This window comes from Pandoraea bronchicola (genome assembly GCF_902459805.1).
Taxonomy (GTDB): Bacteria; Pseudomonadota; Gammaproteobacteria; order Burkholderiales; family Burkholderiaceae; genus Pandoraea; species Pandoraea bronchicola.
This window is the reverse complement of record NZ_CABPST010000008.1, coordinates 1-20,475: the sequence shown is the minus strand read 5'-3', so window position 1 is coordinate 20,475 and position 20,475 is coordinate 1. Positions and strand designations below refer to the sequence as shown.

Genomic DNA, 20,475 nt, shown 5'->3' with positions numbered 1-20,475 from the left:
AATCCCCCGGACATTTTGGCGGCCGCGCCCTTGCCAGACAAGGCGCGCGCCACTCCTGGACGTCATCAACGTACGCCACGCACGGAACCTCAATGAAAGTCATCCCCTCGATTCACGAACTGCGCGATCAACTGCGCGGACAGAATCGCGTCGCCTTCGTGCCCACCATGGGCAACCTGCATGAAGGGCATCTGTCGCTCATGCGGCTGGCGCGCCAGCACGGTGACCCGGTCGTCGCCAGCATCTTCGTGAACCGTCTGCAATTCGGGCCGAACGAAGACTTCGACAAGTACCCGAGGACGATGGCCGACGACATCGAGAAGCTCACACGCGAGAACGTCTACGTGCTGTTCTCCCCGGACGAGAAGGAGATGTATCCGGAGCCTCAGGAATACCGCGTCGAGCCGCCGCACGATCTGGGCGACATTCTCGAGGGCGAGTTCCGCCCGGGCTTCTTCAAGGGTGTGTGTACGGTCGTCACCAAGCTGTTCTCGTGCGTGCAGCCGCGCGTGGCCGTGTTCGGCAAGAAGGATTACCAACAACTGATGATCGTGCGCAGCATGTGCCGTCAGTTCGCGCTGCCCATCGAAATCATTGCGGCCGAGACGGTGCGCGCCGACGACGGCCTCGCGCTGTCCTCGCGTAACCGCTACCTGTCGGAGACCGAGCGGGCCGAAGCGCCGCAGCTCTATCGTTTGCTGGGCCAGATTCGCGACGACGTGAGCCGTGGCAAGACGGACTACGCTGCACTCGAAGCCGCAGCCATGCAGACGTTGACCGAGCGTGGCTGGAAGCCGGATTACGTGGCGATTCGCCAGCGTGCCAACCTGCGCGCACCGGCACCGGGTGCCGCCCCCGCCGAGAGCCTCGTCGTGCTCGCGGCGGCCAAGCTCGGGGCCACGCGTCTGATCGACAATCTCGAAATCTGAGCGCCGGGCACGCCGCACACGGTCGCATGACCGGTGTCGCGTGCTCCCGACGCAAGCCGCGCGTGCCGGTTGCACGCGCATCTTTCGTCGCGCCGCTTGCGCGACACCGCAACACTAGAGGCAAGCCATGTACCGCACCATGCTCAAGTCGAAGATCCACCGCGCCACCGTGACGCATTGCGAATTGCATTACGAAGGCTCGTGCGCGATCGACGAAAACCTGCTCGAAGCCTCGGGCCTTGTCGAAAATGAGCAAATCGACATCTTCAACGTCAACAACGGCGAACGCTTCACGACCTATGCCATTCGCGGCGAGCGCGGAAGCGGCATGATCTCGCTCAATGGCGCCGCGGCACGCCGCGCGCAGTTGGGCGACATCGTCATCATCGTGTCGTACGCACAGGTCGAGGAAAAGGAAGTGCTGGCCGGCTTCAAGCCGAAGCTGGTGTTCGTCGACGACAAGAACGTGCAAAAGGGCGAACGCGATCACGTGCCGCTGCAAGCGTGGGAAGAGACCCGCGCCTTCGAGGCCGCTCAAGCCGCCAAGTAAAGCCAGCGCTTCGACGCTAACGACAAAAGGGGCCCGAGGGCCCCTTTTTCGTTGGCTTGCCGGCTGCCGGCGCCGGCCCTCACTTCGCCACGAACGCCGTGATGCCCTCCCACTGGGGCAGATCGCGTTCGACACGCCCCGGCGCCACGTCCCACAGCGTGAGGCCGTGCGCGGCGAGTTGCACGTAGTTCTGCGTGTTGCGCAGCATACCCAGCACCGGCAGGCCGGCCTCCTCGCAATAGCGCGAGAGCTGATCCGCTGCGCGGGTGCGGGCATCGACCCGCATGCCGACCACGCCGATACGCACATCCCCCTGACGCACCGCCTTCTCCTCGCCCAGCTTCTGCAGGAAATCACGCGTGGCGAGAATATCGAAAATCGACGGCTGCAACGGCACCAGCACGTGATCGGCGAGTTTGAGGATCGAATCGAGCCGCTTGCCGTGAAGGCCGGCTGGTGTGTCGAGCACCGCGTGAGTGGTGCCCTTGGGGGGACGGGCGACGTCGTTGTGATCGACTTCCCAGGTGCCTATCGGACGCAACGCGGGCGGGCGCAAGCCCAGCCAGGCCCGCGACGACTGCTGCCGGTCGGTGTCGCCAAGCATCACGGCATGGCCCTGTGCAGCCAGATACCCCGCCAGATTCGTTGCCAGCGTGCTCTTGCCCACGCCACCCTTTGGATTCGCCACCACGATCACCGGCATTGCAGACTCCTCGAGGTCGATTTGCCGCTCATCTTACAACGGCTGGATGGCGGCCCGATGTCCCGGCCGCCATCCAGCCGTCTCTGCGCTAGCGCAGGCATGCCCAGACGCGCGGGAGATCGAGATGGGCGGCGAACGAATCCGCGAGCCGGTCGAGCGACGCCTCGCGCAGTGCGTTGTAGTCCTGCGCCTCGAGATCGTGGGCACCGGCCCACGTCAGCAGCGCCTGCAGGGCCTGCGGCGTGTCGAACAAGCCATGCAGATACGTCCCCATCACCTGATCGTCGGCCGAGCGGGCGCCATCGGCACGTTCAGTGCCGCCGTCCTGCAGCCAGACGGCCGGACGTTCGAGCGCCGCCCCGTGCGTGACGCCCATGTGGATCTCGTAGCCGTTCACGGGGGCATCGCCCGCGCTCAGACGTCCCGTCACGACGCGGAGCTGCTTTTGCGTCTGCATGGTGGTCTCGATATCCAGCCAGCCGAGGCCGCCAGTTGTCCCCGCGTCGCCCTCGAGCCCCAGCGGATCGTGAATCGCCGTCCCGAGCATCTGCAAGCCACCGCAGATACCGAGCACCTTGCCGCCGTAGCGCAGATGCCGTGCTATCGCCGGCGCCCAGCCCTGCGCGCGAAGCCACGCCAGATCGGCGCGCACGTGCTTGCTGCCAGGCAAAATCACGAGGTCGCTCGCGGGCCACGATTCGCCTGCGCCCACATAGCGGAAGTCGACTTGCGGATGCGCCCGCAACGCGTCGAAATCGGTGTGATTGCTGATGCGTGGTAAGGCGGGCACCGCGACGCGCAATCGCGTCTCGCCGCTGGCCGCCTTGTGGCGCTCGCCGGGCAGCATGTCTTCGCCGTCTAGATGCAGGCCGTGAAGGTACGGCAGCACGCCCAGCACCGGAACGCCCGTGCGCGCCGCAATCCACTCGAGCCCGCTGGTCAGCAGCGACGGATCGCCGCGAAACCGGTTGATGATGAACCCCTTGATGCGTTCGCGCTCGCTGTCCGACAGACACGCGAGCGTGCCGAGCAATTGCGCGAACACGCCCCCCCGGTCGATGTCGGCGACGAGCAGCACCGGGGCGTCGACCGCCTCGGCAAAACCCATGTTCGCGATATCGCGCGAGCGCAGATTCACCTCGGCCGGGCTGCCGGCGCCTTCGACAAGCACCGCGTCGTAGCCGCTGCGCAAACGCTCGTAGGCGGCCAGTACGGCCGCCATCGCGCGCGGCTTGTACTCGTGATAGGCGCGCGCATCGAGATCGGCCACGACCTTGCCGCCGATGATGACCTGCGCTCCCCGGTCGCTGCTCGGCTTGAGCAGCACGGGATTGAAGTCAGTGTGCGGGGCGACGCCAGCCGCCTGCGCCTGCAGGGCCTGCGCGCGTCCGATCTCGCCGCCGTCGGCCGTCACGGCACTGTTGAGCGCCATGTTCTGCGGTTTGAATGGCGCCACGCGTGCGCCCTCGCGATACAGCAGGCGGCACAAGCCGGCGACCACCGTGCTCTTGCCCGCGTCGGAGGACGTCCCCTGAATCATCAGGGTGCCCCGGTAAGCGCGTGGGGGCGCGCCGAAATTGACAGGGATTTCACTCATGGCGCGAATTATCGCATCGGGCGCTCGTACAATATCGCCCATGAGTGCCCTCGACCTGACTTTCGTGCTGGGTGGCGCGCGCTCCGGCAAGAGTGCGTTCGCCGAACGCCTCGCCGGACAAAGCGGCCTGCCAGTCACCTACGTTGCCACCGCCGCCGTCAGCGACGAGCCCGAGATGCGTGCTCGCATTGCCCATCATCGCGCCAGCCGTCCCGCGCACTGGCAAACCGTGGAGGTCGGGCGCGACCTTGCCGGCGCATTGCACGAAGCGGCCCGCGACGGTCATTGCGTGCTGGTCGACTGCCTGCCCTTGTGGCTGGCCGGCTGGCTGTGTCCGCCCGACGATCATCCCGAGGGCCCCGCCAATGAGGCGCAATGGCATGACGTCGTCGAATCGTTGGCCCGAACGCTGGTGTCGCTGCCCGGCAAGATCGTCATCGTCAGCAATGAGATTGGACTCGGCGTCATCCCCATGGGCTCGCTCACGCGCCGTTATGTCGATGAACTCGGACGTCTTAACCAGCGTGTCGCTGCGCTGGCCCCGCAAGTGCGCTTTGTCGTCGCCGGACTGCCGATGGCCGTCAAAGGATAATCGCCGATGCTCACCGGACTCGCTCCCGAATCGCTCTGGCTCGCCGCGCTGATCGGCGTGCTGCTCGACGCCTGGCTCGGCGAGCCTCGCCGATGGCATCCGCTGGTCGGGTTCGGCTACGTCGCGAACGGCGTCGAGGCCTGGCTCAACGATGCCGAGACGCGCGACAAGCCGTTCAGCGCCATGACGCGCGGCACGTGGGCATGGATGATCATGCTGGTGGTGCCGGTGCTCATCGCCTGGGCGCTGACGTTCCTGCCGGGCTGGGGCGGCATCCTCTGGCAGGCCCTCGCCTTGTACGCGGCGCTCGGTGCCCGCAGCCTGCGCGAGCACGTGATGCCCATCGCCCAGGCGTTGCGCGACGGCGACCTCACAGGCGCGCGTGCGTTGACTGCTCGCATCGTTTCGCGCGACACCGACGACGCGAGTGCGTCCGATCTCGCACGTGCGGCGGTGGAATCGACACTGGAGAACGGCAATGATGCGATCTTCGGCGCGCTCTTCTGGTTCGCTATCGCGGGGGCGCCGGGTGTCGTGCTGTTCCGGCTTGCGAACACGCTCGATGCCATGTGGGGCTATCGCACCGACAAGTTTCTGTATTTTGGCCGGCCGGCCGCGCGCATCGACGATGTGCTCAATTGGATTCCTGCCCGGCTGACGGCGGCGAGCTACGCCATCTTCGGCGATGTGGCTCGTGCCATCGATTGCTGGCGCACACAGGCCGGCGCGTGGTCCAGCCCCAATGCCGGACCGGTGATGGCCGCCGGCGCGGGCAGTCTTGGCGTTCAACTGGGTGGGCCGGCACGCTATCACGGCGAGTGGGAGACGCGTCCGGCGCTGGGCTGCGGCACGCAACCCTCGGCACAGCACATCAAGGCCGCGTGGCGGCTCATCTCGCGCTCGATGTGGATGTGGCTGGTGGTCAGCGGTGCGTTGGCGCTGTTCGCCGCGTCGCATGCCGATGCCATGCCTGTTGGCGTGTGGTAACCGCAGTGGCAGTCCCCGCTTCCCCCATGTCATCCTCATTCATCTCGTCCCCCTCCCAAGCACCTCGCCATGGCGGCAATCTCGGCGAAGCCATCCAGCGCTATCAACGCCCGCGCGAGGACTGGCTCGACCTATCCACCGGCATCAATCCGAATGGCTATCCCGTGCCGATGCCGCCAGCGAGCGTCTGGCGTGACTTGCCCGATGCCTGCGACGATCTTTGCGAGGTCGCCGCGCACTACTACGGCGTGCCCGTTCGCACCGTGGTGCCCTGCGCAGGATCGCAGGCGGTCATCCGCTCGCTGCCCGCGCTGTTGCGTCCGGGACGCGTAGCCATCGCCTCGCTCACCTACAGCGAGTACGCCCCCGCCTTTGCCAAGGCGGGTCATACGCTGGTGCCGTGGCTCGGTCCCGAGGCCGGTTTGCCCGATATCGACTATCTCGTTTGGGTGAATCCGGACAATCCCACGACGCGATGCGTCTCCCGCGAGACCCTGTCGCAATGGCAAGGCTTGCTGTCGGCGCGCGGCGGAATGCTGATCGTCGACGAGGCATTCGCCGACGTCTCCCCGCAAGCATCGATGACACGTCACGCCGGCGAGGATGGCCTGGTCATATTGCGCTCCGTGGGCAAGTTCTTCGGGCTTGCGGGCATTCGCGCGGGCTTTGCGCTGTGCCCGGAAGGGTTGGCGGCGCGTCTTGCCGAGGGACTCGGCGCGTGGACGGTGAGCGGGCCGGCAAGGTTCGCTGTCCGAACCGCCCTGAGCGATACCGCATGGCAGACGAGAACGCGCGAACGTTTGTTGCACGACGGCGAACGGCTCCTCGCGTTGTTGCGCTCGCACGGCTGGCCCGCCAAGGGCACGCCGCTCTTCGCATGGACACCGCACGCGCTGGCCCCGCGATGGCACGAACAGTTGGCGGCAAAGGGCATCTGGACACGCCGCTTCGACGACCGGCCCGTGACGCTGACAAACGGGGAAACACGGACGTTGCCGAGCCTGCGCCTGGGTCTGCCGTCGACCGAGAATACATGGCAGCAACTGCAATCCGCACTGGCCGAATTGCGTCCCGGGTAGCGTTTTCGGGAACTGCTGAAGACCGCGGCCATCCAATTTCCCCGTGGGGCTTCCGACCGGACACACGGACGATGCTTACGTTGTATTAAAAACCGTGCGCTTGGCCCCCTTTTCGTTACAAATTGAAGCATTTTTGCAACAAATGCACACAGTCACCGCTAGATGGCGCCGTTAGACTGAAAGTTCTTTCGCAAGGGCTTTCCCCAGATATAAAAGGACGACCAAATGAAAAAACTGCCTCTGTTGCTTGCTACGCTTCTGACCGCTGCTGTCGTGACGGTCGGTTGTTCGAAGAAGGAAGATCAAACGGCCGCGCCGGCCGCCGACACGTCGGCATCGGCGCCGGCGGCTCCGGCAGAGAGCATGGCTCCGGCCAGCGATGCTGGCGCGGCCATGAGCGCTCCGGCGTCGGATGCAGGCGCCGCAGCCCCGGCGCCGGCCTCCAACTAACGCAGCAGACCGGCTGGCCAGACACTGTCGCGGGCGCCGCGCCATCGTACGGTGTCCTGCCCACCCCGGTATCGCAGTGGCGCTCCAGTAACGCCCTGACGACGCGTTAATGTGTCATTAACGCCCCGCTAACGCGTCGTTCGCGACCGCGCCCCCTGAACTCCGCGGAGTCAGGGGGCGCGGTCGTTTTCGGCCCGTTTTTTGGGCCTGCCGACGTCGAGAGTGGCGAAAGCTCCCTCCGCTATTTCACCAGCGTCACCCCGCCGTCGATCACGCCGTAGGCTTCCACCTTGCTTGTCCCGCCGCTGGCGCTGGACCCCGCGCTGCCGCCGGGGGCGGCACAAGCGCCAAGCATGGTCACCAGGGCTAGCGCCAACGCGCCCATCCATCCGATATTTCGTTTCACGACTTCCACTCCTCGAATCCCGCGCTGACTGGCCGGACACATTGCCTGCCGACGATCTGACGCCTGCCGACACATGACGTCACGCCTCGTTCGACAGCCATCGCGTAACATCGGTTCGTGGCGGCCGCCTATCTAGCCCTTGCCGCACCAGCGCAACACGCCGAGAATGTCGAGTCCGCCGGCCGCGCGGAGCGGCGCTATTACGTTTCGCCATCGCCAATTTATGCCCGCTAACACCTCTGCCACCCGCCTCGATGTCGCTTAACCTTTCGGCCATACGCCACTCCCACCGTCACCTGCTAGCGCTGGTGGCCGCCTGTTTTGCAACGCTCGGCGCCCACGCGAGCGTCAGTGTCAAGGATGACTCCGGCGCCACTGTCACGCTCCCTGCCCCGGCACAGCGCGTGGTCAGCCTCGCGCCGCACGCGACCGAGTTGCTGTTTGCGGCAGGCGCAGGCGACAAGGTGGTGGGCGTCGTGGCCTATTCCGATTACCCCGAGGCGGCACGCAAACTGCCGCGCGTGGGCGACAACAGCGCACTCGACCTCGAGCGCATTCTCTCGCTCAAACCGGACCTGCTCGTCGTGTGGATGCATGGCAATTCGCAGCGGCAGGTCGAAGCGCTGCGTCAATTGAAACTGCCGGTGTTCTACTCCGAGCCGAAGCATTTGACCGACCTGCCCGCGGCCATCGAGACGCTGGGCACGCTCACTGGAACCCCGCTCAAAGCGAAGGCGTCGGCCGAAGCCTTCCGTGCACGCTACGAAGCGTTGCGCAAGCAATACGCGTCGCGCCCGCCGGTCTCCGTCTTCTATCAGGTCTGGATGCAGCCGCTCATGACCCTGAACGGCACCCATATGGTGAGCGATGTGATCCGGCTATGCGGCGGCGTGAATGTCTTTGCCGATGAAGCGCCGCTCGTGCCGCGCGTGTCTGTCGAAGCGGTGCTGGCCAAGCGGCCGGAAGCGATGTTTACTGCTACGCAGGGGGTGACGAAGTCCGACAAGCCGCTTGCCACGCTCGACAGTTGGCGCAAGTGGCCCCAGTTGCCCGCGGTGGCCCGCAACAACCTGTTCGGCATCGACGGCGACCTCATCAATCGGCCCGGTCCGCGCATTCTCGATGGCGCACGCACGATGTGCGAGGACCTCGACATTGCCCGCTCGCGTCGCACGCAGACCTCGCAGTGATGCGGCATCAAGGGCTCGGCGCATCAGTCAGGGGGTGACGACCGGCGCGGGCGCGTTACGCATTCCAGCGAATGAGGCGCGCATGGCCATCGTCGGCGAGGTGAAGGTGGCAAATGCCACCGAAGTCGAGCGACCACGATAGACATGCCGTGGTCGGCATACGCAGTGCAGTCGCTGCGTGCAGACGAATCGGGCCGGCATGCGCCACGGCCACATGCACGTCGTGCGTCGCGCTCGCGGTACGGCGCAAGTCTCTCGCCCAACCGTCCATGCGTTGCACGATGTCGCGCGCCGACTCGCCGCCAGGCGGAGAAAATCCGGCGACATCGCGTGCCCAGGCGTCGAGATCGTTCCGCTCGATCGCGTCCCAAGGCTGCATTTCCCATGCGCCAAAGTCCATCTCGGCAAGGCGCGCATCTTGCGTCACGCCCAGACCCAACGACGTTGCCAACACCTCGGCGGCGCGGCGTGCGCGTTGCAGGGGGCTGCTGTGGATTGCCACCGGCGTACGGCCATCGAGCAACGTCGCGAGCCGGGTCTGCATCGCGCAGACCGACGCATCGAAGCGCGTTACATCGACGGGCAAATCGGTCCGTCCGTAACAAACGCCCGATGCGACCTCCGGCGGCGGATGCCGCATCAGAATCAGATCCATGCGCACACCGTAAGGTACAGCGCGAGTTCGCCGATCTGTTGGGCGAAGCCCAGCGTGTCGCCGGTGTAGCCTCCGAGACGCCGGCGCAAATAGCGGATGAAGCCAGCGCGCACGGCGATCAGCACCATCGCGCCGGTCAACCCGGCCCGCCAGTCCGGCCATAGCCACCACGGCACGCTGCATGCAATGCCGAACATCAATCCGCTTATGCTCAGGCGCTGGGCAACAGGTTTGGCCTTCCCTTCCGGGCGCACGTAATCGAGCGTGCGCAGCAGACTGATCGCCATGCTGCGGCTGGCCGCATGCGCGCCGATCAGCACGACAGCGAACCCGCCCCACCCCGCCGCCGCCTGAATGTCGACGAGCGCCTGCCATTTCACCGCAAGCGCCAGCCACAAGGCCACTGCGCCGTAGGTGCCGATGCGCGAGTCGTGCATGATGTCGAGCACGCGCTCACGTGTGAACGCACCGCCGAACGCGTCGACCGAATCGGCCAGCCCGTCCTCGTGAAATGCGCCCGTGAGCAGCACGCTCACCCCCAACCCCAACGCGATGGCAAGACGAGGCGACCACAACAGGCCCATCGCCACCGTCAGCAAGGCGACGAGCGCGCCGACGACCACGCCGACGAGCGGAAAATAGCGCGTGGCCGCGTTCAATTGCTCGGGGGAGTAGCCGACCCACTGCGGAATCGGTATACGCGTGAAGAACCCCAGTGCGCTCAGGAAAAGCTGCAACTGTCCCTTGATGCCCTCAAACGACGCCGCAGCATCCCCCGCATGCCCCGGGGGATCTTGCGTCACCAGATCGCGCGACGGCTCGGCCGCGCCACGGGAGGGATCGCGAGACGGGGCCGTCATTGTCCCGCCGCCTCGCGATCGCTCACGCCAGCGCCTTCGAACGTCGCCATCTCGCGCAGAAATGCGGCTGCGGCCTGAATCAGCGGCATCGCCAGCGCTGCGCCCGTGCCTTCGCCCAGACGCAGGCCCAGTTGCAGCAACGGTGTGGCGCCGAGAATGTCGAGCATTGCGCGATGGCCGGTTTCGTCCGAGGCGTGCGCGAAGACACAGTAATCAAGCACGGCTGGCGACACACGTGCGGCCACGAGCAGCGCCGACGTACTGATGAAGCCATCCACCACGATCACAAGTCCCAGCTTGGCGGCAGCCAGATACGCGCCCGTCATCATGGCGATCTCGAAGCCGCCGAAGGTGGCAAGCGTTTCCAGCGGATCGGCCTTGTCGCCGGTCGCCGGATGCGCGGCGAGCGCCCGTTCGAGAATTGCCGTCTTGCGCGCCAGCCCCTCGTCGTCCACGCCCGTGCCGCGGCCAACGCAGGCGGCGAGCGGCAAACCGCTCAGACGCTGCATCAGACACGCCGCTGCGGACGTATTGCCAATGCCCATCTCGCCGAAGCCGATCATGCGCGTGCCCCGCGACGCGTGCGCAACGACACGCGCGGCGCCGGCGGCCAGCGCTGTTTCAAGTTGCTCGCGCGTCATGGCCGGTGCTTCGAGGAAGTTCTGCGTGCCGCGCGCCACCGGAATGTCGACGAGCGACGCATGCGACGGGAAATCCGCGGCCACGCCCGCGTTCACCACCTCAAGCTCGATGCCGTGCGTGCGGCAGAACACGTTGATGGCCGCACCGCCGCGCAGGAAGTTGAGCACCATCTGGGCCGTCACGGCCTGCGGATAAGGACTCACGCCAGCGGCCACAACGCCGTGGTCGCCGGCGAACACCAACATGGTCGGGCGCGCGAGATCGGGTGTCGCACTGCCCTGAATCCGGCCGATCTGATGGGCCACGCGTTCTAGCGCACCCAGGCTGCCGGGCGGCTTCGTCTTGATGTCGATAGCGTGCCGGAGCGACGCGTCCATCGCCGTCGAAGGGGCAGCGATATCGAACAGTTCGGTGAGCAACGGGCTGAAAGCGGTCATACGAAGACGTCCTGAAACGATGAAGCGATGGTTACATTTCCACGCCGGCCTGCGCGCGGATGCCCTGGGCAAACGCATGCTTGACGGGCGTCATATCGGTCACGGTGTCGGCGGCATCGATGAGCGCCTGCGGGGCGCCGCGCCCCGTGATCACCACGTGCTGCATGTCCGGCCGTGCCTGCAAATCGGCGATCACGGTATTCACGTCGAGATAGCCGAGCTTGAGCGCGATATTCAGTTCGTCGAACAGCACGAGACCGAACGACGGGTCGCGCAACATCCGGCGCGCCTCGTCCCATGCCGCTTCCGCCTTGGCGATGTCGCGCGAGCGGTCCTGTGTCTCCCACGTATAGCCTTCTCCCATCACATGAAAATCGCACGCCTCAGGAAAGCGTCGCAGGAATTTTTCCTCACCGGTCGGAATCGCGCCCTTGATGAATTGCACGACGCCCGTCTTCATGCCGTGCCCCATCGCGCGCACTACCATGCCGAAGCCGGAACTCGACTTTCCCTTGCCATTGCCTGTGGTGATGACGATCACGCCGCAGTCACGCTGCGCCTGTGCGATCTTGTCGTCGATGAGCGCTTTCTTGCGCACCATGCGCGAGCGGTGACGCTCGTTGCGCCCGTCGTCGTCGGCCTGGGTTTCGGGTGGGGTTTGCGGGGTTTGCGGGGTTTCTTGCGTCATGGACAGCACCTGTGAAAAGCGGGCGTACGGCACACGATGGCCGCACGCGAATGAGAGTGTAAGCCTGCGCATCGTGGCGTCATGCGCGGCGCTCAGGAACGGTGCCGCGGCACGAGCGCCTCGTCGTCGCCATCGCGAATGAGGCGCAGCGGATAGCCGAAGGCGTCGCTGCAATGCTCGGCCGAGAGCACGTCGCGCACCGGGCCGGCGCGCCAGCCGCCGCGACCGTCGAGCAGTAGCGCATGCGTGGCGAAGCGCCGTGCGAGATTCAGATCGTGGCACGAGAAAATGACGGCAGCGCCGTCACGCTCGGCATGGCGCGCGAGCTGTTCGAGGGCATCGATCTGATGATGCAGATCGAGATGCGAGACCGGCTCGTCGAGCAGCAGCAACGGCGTGGCCTGCGCCAGAACGGCGGCCAGCGATACACGCTGACGCTCGCCCCCCGAGAGCGTGGTGACGTCGCGCGTTGCGAAGTCCTCCAGGCCGACTTGCGCGAGTGCAGCCACGGCGGCGGCGATATCGTCATCAGATTCCCAGGCGCCCCAGCGGCCTTGCGCCAGATACGGGTGACGTCCTGCCAGCACGACTTCGAGTGCCGTGGCGCCAAACGCGTCGCGCGTCTGTTGCGGCATGAGCGCGCGCACCTTGGCGAGCGGCGCGGGACGCCACTGCGCCAACGGCTTGCCGCCAATCTCGACACGGCCGCTCGCGCTGATGGCCGAGTCGCGTTGCGCTTTGTCTTCGATGGGACGCAGCCCCGCGAGGGTGCTGAGCAGGGTCGTCTTGCCTGCGCCGTTCGGCCCGGCCAGACACCAGCATTGCCCCGGCGCGACGGCAATATCGAGCCAGTCGACGAGTACGCGCTTGCCGGCATGCAGCGTCAGAGCGTGAGTTTGGAGCAATGGTGTGCTCATCGGATGGCCCGCCGGGAAAGCAGCCACAGGAAGACCGGCACACCGATCATCGCGGTAATCACGCCAACGGGGAGTTGCGTTGGCGCAATGACGGTACGTGCCACAAGATCGGCCAGCATCAACATCGCACCGCCCGCGAGCGCCGCGGCGGGCAACAACATGCGCTGATCGTTGCCGAAACGCAGGCGCAGAATATGCGGCACGACGAGACCGACGAAGCCGATGCTGCCGGCGGTAGTCACGGCAATCGCAGTCGCCAGCGACGCCGCCAGATAGATGCGTGCGCGCAACGGCCCGACCGCCACGCCAACCGCTTGCGCCACCGCGTCACCGCGCAACAGTACGTTCAGGCGGTGCGCGACCGGGCACACCATGAGCAGCGTCGCGGCAAGCGCAATCAACGGCAATGAGGCACGGTCGACACCGTTCAGATCTCCCGTGAGCCAAAACAGCATGCCGCGCAGACTGGCGTCGGGTGCGAGCGTAAGAATGAGGGTCACGAGTGCGCCAAAGCCCGCAGCCATCATCACGCCGGTGAGCAGCAGTTTGGTACTGCTGTCCTGATCGCCGGGACGTAAAAAACTGCGGTGCGAGAGCGCCATCACGATGGCGATGGCGGCGAGGGCGCCGAAGAAAGCACTCGTCTGCACCCAGAAGAAGGGCAGCATGAGCGCCAGCGAGGCAAGCGCTGCAACACCTGCGCCGCCGGAAATACCCAGCACATACGGGTCGGCGAGAGGATTGCGCAACAGGCTCTGCATCAGCGTGCCTGCGACGGCGAGCAGGCCCCCGCAGGCGAACGCCGCGAGCGCACGCGGCAGGCGCAGACGCCAGACCACGTCGCCCGCAAGACCCGCGTCGTGGCCAAGCAGTAACGTACCGATCTCGCGCGGCGAGACCGGCACGCTCCCCAACATGAGAGACGCCAGCAGAATGACCAGCGCAAGGCCGGCCAGTCCTGCCCAGATGGCGAGCGCGCGACGCAGCGTCATGATGCGGCGTGACGCCGCGCCGGCGCGTCGTTAGAACTGCTTCCAGCCGAGCGAGACGTAAATCGCACGCCCGAGGGTGTTGTAGCCATAGACCGTCTGGTAGTTCTTGTTGAAGACGTTGTCCAGGTGCGCCGAGACGTACCAGGATTTGTCGATATCGTAGCGAGCCTGAAGGTTCAGGAGCGTGTAGGCACCGAGATGCTGGCCGCCTGTATCGTAACGCTCGCCGCTGTAAAACACATCGCCGCCAACGGTGAGCTTGTCGAACCGCTTGGACAGCCCCACCGAACCGAACTGCCTGGCACGACGTGCAAGTTGCTTGTCGGCATCCAGATCCGTCGGATTCTGACGCGTGAACGACGCGCGCACATCCACGCCGAACAGCGGACGGCCCGTGTAGGTCAGCTCAAGACCTTCGACACGCGCCTTGGCCACGTTCGCGGCAGTGTACGGGAACACGGTCAGCGACTGAATCAGGTTCGTGTAATTGGTCTGGAAGCCCGTCAACTTGACCAGGCCAAGACGTTCGCCGCCGTTGAACTGAACGCCCAATTCCTTGGAGATCGAACGTTCCGGCTGCAGGTTCGGATTGCCGTAGCCCGGGTAGAACAGTTCGTTGAAGGTCGGCGCGCGGAAGCCGTCGGACGCATTGGCCATGAACTTCCACTGATTCGTCAGGTTGTAGCCGTAGCCGAGCCAGTAGCTGTTCGCCCCACCGAAGTCGGAGTACACGTCGCGACGCACGTTGGCCTGCACCTGATGCTTGCCGAATGTCCCTTCGTAGCCCAGATACGGCGAATCGAGATGGCGGTTGTTGCGGCCATAGTTGGTGTTGCTCTCGAGCGTCTGCTCCAGACGCGTGTAGCCCGCAATCAGCTTCTGATCCGGCATGAAGGCGTATTCGTTGGCCCAGTCGATCTGATTGCTCGACGTGTGGAAGTTGCCGTTCCCCTTGCCGTTCAGATAGTTGTAGCTGTAATCGTCGCCCTGCGTGACGGTGAAGCGCGTGCTCCACTTGTCGGTGATCTTGCCCTTCGCATAACCCGAAATCTGACGCACGCGGGTATCGGTGTCGTTCAGATCGGTCGGTTTGCCGAAGTTGCTATCGTAGCTATAGCTACCGTCGCTCTGGAACATGCGGGCGCCCACTTCCCACGTGTCGCCGAGCTTTCGCGAGACCGACGCCGTGACGCTGGTATTGTCGTCACCATTACGATTAGGGTTCGCATTCCGATTGAAACGCGGGTCCATTGCCGAAATGCCGTTGGTATGGAAACGGGAAACGTCCAGCGAGAAGCGTGTCTTGCCATCATCGAACGAACCGGCGATACCGGCATTGGCCTGCGTCGTGTTGTTCGTGCCATAGCCAACTTCAGCGTACGCGCGCGGCGGGCCGCCATCGCCCTTGCGCGTAAAGATCTGGATCACGCCGCCCACGGCTTGCGAACCGTACAGCGCCGAGACGTTGCCGCGCACGATCTCGATGTGATCAATCTGCGACACAGGAATCTGCGAGATGTTCGTCGTGCCCAGCGAGGCCGAATTGACAGGCACACCATCGATGAGCACTAGCGAGGCGTTCGACGCAGCACCGCGCATGAAGATGCTGGCCGACGTGCCGAAGCCGCCGTTCTGCACGATTTCCACGCCGGCCTGACCGCGCAGCAGCGTCGGCAGGTCCTGCTCCTGGCTTTGCTCGATGTCTTCACGCGTAATCACCGAGGTTGCAGCCAGCGTGTCGGCCAGCTTCTGCTCGGTACGCGAGGCCGTCACGACGGTCGTCTTGAGCTGGGCGGCCGTCGGGCTGTCGACGGTGTTGGCGGCAACGACAACCGGGGCTGCGGGAGCCACCGGAGCAGCGGGCGTGGCATCGGCCGGCTGGGCCGACTGTGCATGGGCGCCGACACTGGCGGCCAGCATGGCAGCGGCGAAAGCGACGCGATGCAGGGTGGGAACAAAAGCGGCAGGTGCCGAGGCTAGGCGTGCAAAAGCAGGCGCGTGCGGCGCCATCGCGCGAACGTGGGTGCGCATGGTCTGGTGTGACTTCCGTAGTTTTCTTATTGCCTAGACCCGTTCCCCCGCGGGCCGCCGGCGCAAGGGGAGCGCCGGTGACACGTCACAGATGCAAAGCATCGACACATGAAAACGACAGCAGGCCACCAACGGCAGTGCCGGGCGGCATGGTTCCCCACTCACTCCGGCCGGTATCCGGGCTGGTCATCATCGCGCCTGACCGGCCTTCCCGCGAGCGGACAGCTCACAGTGGCGATAAAGGCGAAGCGCGTTTTCGGAAACCTTTCGGGCCGAAAGGATGACTTACCGTTGCGGGGGCAGCACAGGTTGGCCAGCCCGTGTGGGGGCGCGGCTCCCTGTTTCCCGTTGAACTGCGCATGCCGGAGGGGCGTGCGCGAGCACCGAAGTGCCGCAAGTGTAGGGGCCATTGGAGCGAGCGTCAATGCTCGTTCTTCGGGCATTGGCCGCCGATTCCGTTAGAATGTAGGGCAATTAAGAGGACGCAGCCCGATGCTCACCGATCTCGATCATCTCACCGACAAAATTGAACAGTTGGTTCTGATAAGCCAACGTTTTCATCAACACAATCAAGCGCTGCTCGCCGAACTCGATCGCGCGCGCGCCGAATGCGACGAAACCCGCGTCGCTATCGAGCAGTTGCGCACCGAGCGCGACGCCCTGCGTTTGCAGCGCGATCAGCTCGCCGCCAAGATCGACGAGGCACAAGTTCGCCTGAACGCCATCCTGGAAAAGCTCCCTACGCAAAACCCCGCTGAGGGTCAAATGGATCTGCTCGGCACCCCCGGTGGAGAAAACGCATGACGATCAAGCAGCTCGAAGTCAACATTCTCGAACAGTCCTACCGGCTTGCCTGCCCGCCGGAACATGAGGCTGACCTGCTGTCCGCCGTGTCCCGCGTCGATGCCGAAATGAGCAAGGTTCGCGCCCAGAGCAGTGTGCGTGGCACCGACCGGATTGCCGTCATGGCAGCGTTGAGCCTGGCATCCGAATTGCTAGCGCTGGAAAAAAGTATTGCTGCTGGACAAGCATTCCCCGCCGAAGAAATTCAGAGTAGAATGAACCGCATGAACGAACGACTGAGCGCTGTGATCGATCAGTATCAGAACTGAAAATTCACTCGCTGCCGTCCGATTCAAAAAGTTAGTTTTCCCTGCCTGGTTCGCGAAAGTCATAGATTCCTTGAACCAATGATCTGTTGCAGGTTGCGGAAGTTTGTAGTGCTGGCGTGAGCGTCACTCTGTCTGATGAACCCAAAGCGCTACTAACCGCGACCACCTTGAGCCTCACGGTTCAGGATGCCGGCTTAGCGGCTGTGGCGGGGACCCAATGCACGGCACTGCGCAAGCAGTGCCGTTTTTTTTCGTCCGCTCAATTCGCGTCGGCACGGTATCTGGCCCTGGACTCGGCATGCGCACACCACTGGCGCTCGCCGCCGCAAGACAAGGCCCGCACCCGACAACGACGGCTTACGCCTTAACGCTCGCGGTGTGTGTCGATTCCGGCGCACTGCACCGCACATCCGGTCAATCGGCCTTAAGTTGAATTTCCCGGGCTGCGGGTAGCGACGTCGAGGGGCGACTGAGCGTCACATGCTGCTTTGGCAAGTGCCGCATTCGTCATCCTGATCAGCCGCCAGTGAACTCCCCAGAGCGGCAGCGCGAACAATCCTGCGGCCGCACCCAGTTCATGCGGTATCAGAGACACAATCTGCGCAGTGCACCAGCCAAGGCCCGACACCAACCCGAAGCTTCGAAACGGCCGCAGCGCTTCATTGCGCCGAGCCTCGCGTCGCAGCGATTGGGCCACATGCACAACAATAAAAAAATCCTCGATGAAGTTGTAAGGCAGCACAAACATAAGCCATACGCTTCGCGGGGACGCCGCACGCGATTCAGGTTTGACAAGGGTGAGCGAGCGCTGAAGATCGCGACAGTAGAGGAAGACCGCCGCCAGGAATACGAGCGTGACAACCACGCCGCCCGTAGGGCCGATCGCGTTTAGCTCCCGAAACACCCCCGCATCCGCTGCGGGATTCAGTAACGGGTATACCAACGCGTACGCGACGGGCACGGTCAATATGAGTTTTCCAATGAACAGCGACATCGTTCAATCCTCGTGGACGGCCTGACGATTAGCTTAGGAGTACGGTGCTTTGTGCTTTCCGAGCAGCGAGCGTCAGGCCACGCGATCTGACTTCTCACGGCCAAGGCACTCGCACCGCTCGCACTTTGGCATTTCTTCGCGCGACGGGAGCGCGCATTTACCATCTCAGGCAGAGAATGGATTGTTGCCGAATCCCGCCGCGATGTCGAATGCCGTCTTTTGTCCGTTCAAGCGTCTCTGTCGCAGACCGTGCGCCGCCGGACGGCTCAAGGAAAAACGGCCCAGAGGACAAGCCCCTGAGCCGTCAAAGCCCGACATCCGAAGTACACCGTACCGCTTCGCAAACAATCCCTTGGCTAAACGGCATTGGGTCCGCAGACCGCCCTTTTTACGTCTCGCTCACGCGGCCGGACAATCAGAACTGCGCTTCGTTCAGCGACAGCGCAGAGTCTGCGCCCTCGGTAATCGCCTGTGCGAGGCCCGGCGCCTGCGTGAGGATGTGGTCCGCAAAGAAGCGCGCGGTTCCGATCTTGGCGTCGTAAAACGACGGGTCCTGATCTCGCGATTTCTGTGCCGCCAACAATGCACGTCCCATCTGCCAGCCGCCCAGCACGATGCCGGCGAGCTTCAGATACGGCACGCTGCCCGCAAACACGGCATTCGCGTTGTCCTGCGTGTTCGCGACCACGTAGTCGACGACGATCGACAGCGCTTCGCGTCCCTTCGCCAGGCGCTCCGCCACCGCTTGCCCCACACCACCCGATGCCCGCAGTTGGTTCTCCGTCGAGAGGATCTGCTCGCACAGCGCGCGCGCCACGGCGCCGCCATCGCGCAGCGTCTTGCGGCCGATCAGATCGTTCGCCTGAATCGCAGTCGTGCCTTCGTAGATAGGAAGAATGCGCGCGTCGCGATAGTACTGTGCCGCCCCCGTCTCTTCGATAAAACCCATACCGCCATGCACCTGCACACCGAGGCTCGTCACCTCCAGCGACATTTCGGTGCTCCACCCCTTCACGATCGGCACGAGGAATTCGTAGACCGCCTGCGCGCGTTTGCGCTCGGCCGCATCTGCGGCGTGATGACCGATATCGGCCTGCGCCGCCGCCACGTACGCAAGCGCACGCGCACCTTCGGTCAGTGCGCGCATCGTCATGAGCATGCGCTTGACGTCGGGGTGGTGGATGATCGACACGGCGTCGCGCGACGAGCCATCCACCGGGCGGCTTTGCAGACGCTCGCGTGCGTAAGCCACCGCATGCTGATAGGCACGATCGGCGATGGCCACACCTTGCATGCCGACCGCAAAGCGCGCCGCGTTCATCATGATGAACATGTATTCGAGGCCGCGATTCTCCTCGCCGATGAGGTAGCCTTTCGCACCGCCGTTGTCGCCGAATTGCAGTACCGCCGTCGGGCTCGCCTTGATACCGAGCTTGTGTTCAATGGACACGCAATGCACATCGTTGCGCGCGCCGAGGTTGCCTTGCGCGTCAACGTCGAACTTCGGCACGATGAACAGCGAAATGCCCTTCACGCCCGGCGGCGCATCGGGGGTACGCGCCAGCACGAGATGCACGATGTTCCCGGCCATGTCGTGCTCACCGAATGTGATGAAAATCTTCGTACCGAAGATGCGGTAAGTGCCGTCGGCTTCCCGGTCCGCCCGCGTTCGCACCAGCGCCAGATCGGAACCGGCTTGCGGCTCGGTCAGGTTCATCGTGCCGGTCCACTCGCCCGAGAGCAGCTTCGGGACGTAGAGGGCACGTTGCGCATCGGTGCCTGCGGTGAGCAGCGCTTCCACCGCTCCGTCGGTCAGCAACGGACACAGGGCGAACGACAGGTTCGCCGCGTTGAGCATTTCCGTGCAGGGCGTGGCAACGAGCTTGGGCAGGCCCTGTCCGCCGAACTCCTGCGGATGCAGCACCCCCTGCCAGCCAGCGTCTGAAAACTGCCGGAAGGCTTCCTTGAACCCCGGCGTCGTAGTGACAACGCCGTCCTTCCACGTGCTCGGCTGCTGATCGCCAATGACGTTCAGCGGCGCCAGCACTTCCTGATTAAAACGTGCGGCTTCCTCGAGCACGGCCTGCGCAAGTTCGGGCGAGGCATCCTCATAGCCTGGCAGCGCCGCGATACTCGCCAGGTCCGCCAGTTCGTTCATCACGAACTGCATGTCCTTGATCGGGGCCTGATAACTCATGTCGTTCCTCCAAGGGATTCCGATTGCCTGCTGATGGTGGCAAATGCCGGGGTTCTTATTATTTTGTTTGACCGATTCGCATAAAGACACCGCACCGCCGCCGGTCTCCTCATGCGAATCGGCTGCGGGCAGCGCATCTTCCACCGACGCACTGCCCGCAACGTCACTTCACAACACGCTTACAGCGCACCCGTCAGTTCCGGCACCACCGTAAACAGATCGCCCACCAGGCCGTAATCCGCCACCGAGAAGATCGGCGCTTCCGGATCCTTGTTGATCGCCACGATCACCTTCGAATCCTTCATCCCCGCCAGGTGTTGGATCGCCCCCGAGATACCCACCGCAATGTACAACTGCGGCGCCACGATCTTGCCCGTCTGGCCGACCTGGTAGTCGTTCGGCACGTAGCCCGCGTCGACTGCGGCACGCGAGGCGCCCAACGCCGCACCCAGCTTGTCCGCCAGCGG

Annotated in this window: 22 protein-coding genes, 1 other RNA gene and 1 riboswitch; of the genes, 10 read left to right on the top strand and 13 right to left on the bottom strand. The window is 64.5% G+C overall.

Translation table 11 applies throughout. The annotated features are described in order from the left end of the window. The first annotated feature begins 92 nt into the window (after nt 1-92). Together panC and panD are read left to right on the top strand one after the other, a co-directional pair. A complete protein-coding gene (gene panC / locus PBR20603_RS15320) occupies nt 93-929 on the top strand; it encodes a pantoate--beta-alanine ligase (RefSeq protein ID WP_150560382.1) in 837 nt (278 codons plus the stop codon). Between the two features lie 127 nt (nt 930-1,056). Next, a complete protein-coding gene (gene panD, locus PBR20603_RS15315; RefSeq protein WP_150560381.1) occupies nt 1,057-1,479 on the top strand; it encodes an aspartate 1-decarboxylase in 423 nt (140 codons plus the stop codon). A 79-nt stretch (nt 1,480-1,558) separates the two neighbouring features. On the opposite strand, the gene PBR20603_RS15310 is transcribed toward panD, so the two are convergent. Then, on the bottom strand, nt 1,559-2,182 hold the full coding sequence (locus tag PBR20603_RS15310) for a ParA family protein (protein ID WP_150560380.1): 624 nt from the start codon (nt 2,180-2,182) through the stop codon (nt 1,559-1,561). Between the two features lie 88 nt (nt 2,183-2,270). Further along, nucleotides 2,271-3,779 carry a cobyric acid synthase gene (locus PBR20603_RS15305; protein ID WP_150560379.1) on the bottom strand — a complete coding sequence of 503 codons (1,509 nt, stop codon included), beginning with the start codon at nt 3,777-3,779 and terminating at the stop codon, nt 2,271-2,273. A 40-nt stretch (nt 3,780-3,819) separates the two neighbouring features. Here PBR20603_RS15305 and cobU point away from each other — a divergent pair, with 40 nt between their 5' ends. The 4 genes from cobU (at nt 3,820) to PBR20603_RS15285 (ending at nt 6,887) form a co-directional block, all read left to right on the top strand. Then, nucleotides 3,820-4,371, top strand: coding sequence for a bifunctional adenosylcobinamide kinase/adenosylcobinamide-phosphate guanylyltransferase (gene cobU, locus PBR20603_RS15300; RefSeq protein WP_150560378.1), 552 nt, complete (start codon nt 3,820-3,822; stop codon nt 4,369-4,371). A gap of 6 nt (nt 4,372-4,377) precedes the next feature. Further along, complete coding sequence (gene cbiB, locus PBR20603_RS15295) at nt 4,378-5,358, top strand: adenosylcobinamide-phosphate synthase CbiB (protein WP_150560377.1); 981 nt, start codon at nt 4,378-4,380, stop codon at nt 5,356-5,358. 26 nt (nt 5,359-5,384) lie between these two features. After that, a complete protein-coding gene (gene cobD, locus PBR20603_RS15290) occupies nt 5,385-6,437 on the top strand; it encodes a threonine-phosphate decarboxylase CobD (RefSeq protein WP_150560376.1) in 1,053 nt (350 codons plus the stop codon). A 225-nt stretch (nt 6,438-6,662) separates the two neighbouring features. Then, entirely contained in the window at nt 6,663-6,887 is a 225-nt protein-coding gene (locus tag PBR20603_RS15285; RefSeq protein ID WP_150560375.1) for a hypothetical protein, read from the top strand. 241 nt (nt 6,888-7,128) lie between these two features. On the opposite strand, the gene PBR20603_RS24170 is transcribed toward PBR20603_RS15285, so the two are convergent. Next, nucleotides 7,129-7,293 (bottom strand): hypothetical protein, encoded by a 165-nt coding sequence (locus PBR20603_RS24170; protein ID WP_174977934.1) that lies wholly within the window; start codon nt 7,291-7,293, stop codon nt 7,129-7,131. A 254-nt stretch (nt 7,294-7,547) separates the two neighbouring features. Between PBR20603_RS24170 and PBR20603_RS15280 the strand changes: the two genes are divergently transcribed. Further along, nucleotides 7,548-8,483, top strand: coding sequence for a cobalamin-binding protein (locus PBR20603_RS15280; RefSeq protein WP_150560374.1), 936 nt, complete (start codon nt 7,548-7,550; stop codon nt 8,481-8,483). A gap of 55 nt (nt 8,484-8,538) precedes the next feature. Here the strand turns inward: PBR20603_RS15280 and cobC are convergent, their stop codons facing one another. The 7 genes from cobC to PBR20603_RS15245 form a co-directional block, all read right to left on the bottom strand. Continuing rightward, nucleotides 8,539-9,138, bottom strand: coding sequence for an alpha-ribazole phosphatase family protein (gene cobC / locus PBR20603_RS15275; protein ID WP_150560373.1), 600 nt, complete (start codon nt 9,136-9,138; stop codon nt 8,539-8,541). Beyond that, on the bottom strand, nt 9,129-9,998 hold the full coding sequence (locus PBR20603_RS15270) for an adenosylcobinamide-GDP ribazoletransferase (RefSeq protein ID WP_150560372.1): 870 nt from the start codon (nt 9,996-9,998) through the stop codon (nt 9,129-9,131). The genes cobC and PBR20603_RS15270 overlap by 10 nt, the downstream gene beginning before the upstream one ends. After that, complete coding sequence (gene cobT / locus PBR20603_RS15265; protein ID WP_150560371.1) at nt 9,995-11,077, bottom strand: nicotinate-nucleotide--dimethylbenzimidazole phosphoribosyltransferase; 1,083 nt, start codon at nt 11,075-11,077, stop codon at nt 9,995-9,997. Before cobT ends, PBR20603_RS15270 begins: the two co-directional genes overlap by 4 nt. A 31-nt stretch (nt 11,078-11,108) precedes the next feature. After that, nucleotides 11,109-11,765: a cob(I)yrinic acid a,c-diamide adenosyltransferase gene (cobO, locus tag PBR20603_RS15260; RefSeq protein WP_150560370.1), complete on the bottom strand. Its 657-nt coding sequence runs from the start codon at nt 11,763-11,765 to the stop codon at nt 11,109-11,111. Between the two features lie 92 nt (nt 11,766-11,857). Continuing rightward, nucleotides 11,858-12,682 (bottom strand): ABC transporter ATP-binding protein, encoded by an 825-nt coding sequence (locus PBR20603_RS15255; protein WP_150560369.1) that lies wholly within the window; start codon nt 12,680-12,682, stop codon nt 11,858-11,860. Continuing rightward, the gene (locus PBR20603_RS15250; protein ID WP_150560368.1) at nt 12,679-13,674 is read right to left on the bottom strand and encodes a FecCD family ABC transporter permease; all 996 of its coding nucleotides are present in this window, start codon (nt 13,672-13,674) and stop codon (nt 12,679-12,681) included. Before PBR20603_RS15250 ends, PBR20603_RS15255 begins: the two co-directional genes overlap by 4 nt. 30 nt (nt 13,675-13,704) lie before the next feature. Further along, nucleotides 13,705-15,705: a TonB-dependent receptor plug domain-containing protein gene (locus tag PBR20603_RS15245; RefSeq protein ID WP_150560367.1), complete on the bottom strand. Its 2,001-nt coding sequence runs from the start codon at nt 15,703-15,705 to the stop codon at nt 13,705-13,707. Nucleotides 15,706-15,856: 151 nt separating this feature from the next. Continuing rightward, a riboswitch (cobalamin riboswitch) is annotated at nt 15,857-16,108 on the bottom strand. An 89-nt stretch (nt 16,109-16,197) separates the two neighbouring features. On the opposite strand from PBR20603_RS15245, the gene PBR20603_RS15240 reads away from it, so the two are divergent. The 3 genes from PBR20603_RS15240 (at nt 16,198) to ssrS (ending at nt 17,034) form a co-directional block, all read left to right on the top strand. Next, the gene (locus PBR20603_RS15240) at nt 16,198-16,509 is read left to right on the top strand and encodes an ATPase (protein WP_150560366.1); all 312 of its coding nucleotides are present in this window, start codon (nt 16,198-16,200) and stop codon (nt 16,507-16,509) included. Beyond that, nucleotides 16,506-16,817, top strand: a complete 312-nt coding sequence (locus tag PBR20603_RS15235) for a cell division protein ZapA (RefSeq protein ID WP_150560365.1) — start codon at nt 16,506-16,508, stop codon at nt 16,815-16,817. Before PBR20603_RS15240 ends, PBR20603_RS15235 begins: the two co-directional genes overlap by 4 nt. Nucleotides 16,818-16,852: 35 nt before the next feature. Continuing rightward, nucleotides 16,853-17,034, top strand: a non-coding RNA gene (gene ssrS / locus PBR20603_RS15230) — 6S RNA. A 207-nt stretch (nt 17,035-17,241) separates the two neighbouring features. Here ssrS and PBR20603_RS15225 read toward each other — a convergent pair. The 3 genes from PBR20603_RS15225 to PBR20603_RS15215 form a co-directional block, all read right to left on the bottom strand. Beyond that, nucleotides 17,242-17,811: a hypothetical protein gene (locus PBR20603_RS15225; protein ID WP_150560364.1), complete on the bottom strand. Its 570-nt coding sequence runs from the start codon at nt 17,809-17,811 to the stop codon at nt 17,242-17,244. Nucleotides 17,812-18,226: 415 nt separating this feature from the next. Further along, nucleotides 18,227-20,008, bottom strand: coding sequence for an acyl-CoA dehydrogenase (locus PBR20603_RS15220; protein WP_150560363.1), 1,782 nt, complete (start codon nt 20,006-20,008; stop codon nt 18,227-18,229). A 179-nt stretch (nt 20,009-20,187) separates the two neighbouring features. Further along, nucleotides 20,188-20,475 (bottom strand): electron transfer flavoprotein subunit alpha/FixB family protein (locus PBR20603_RS15215; protein ID WP_217425969.1); only part of this gene is annotated, 288 nt, incomplete at its 5' end.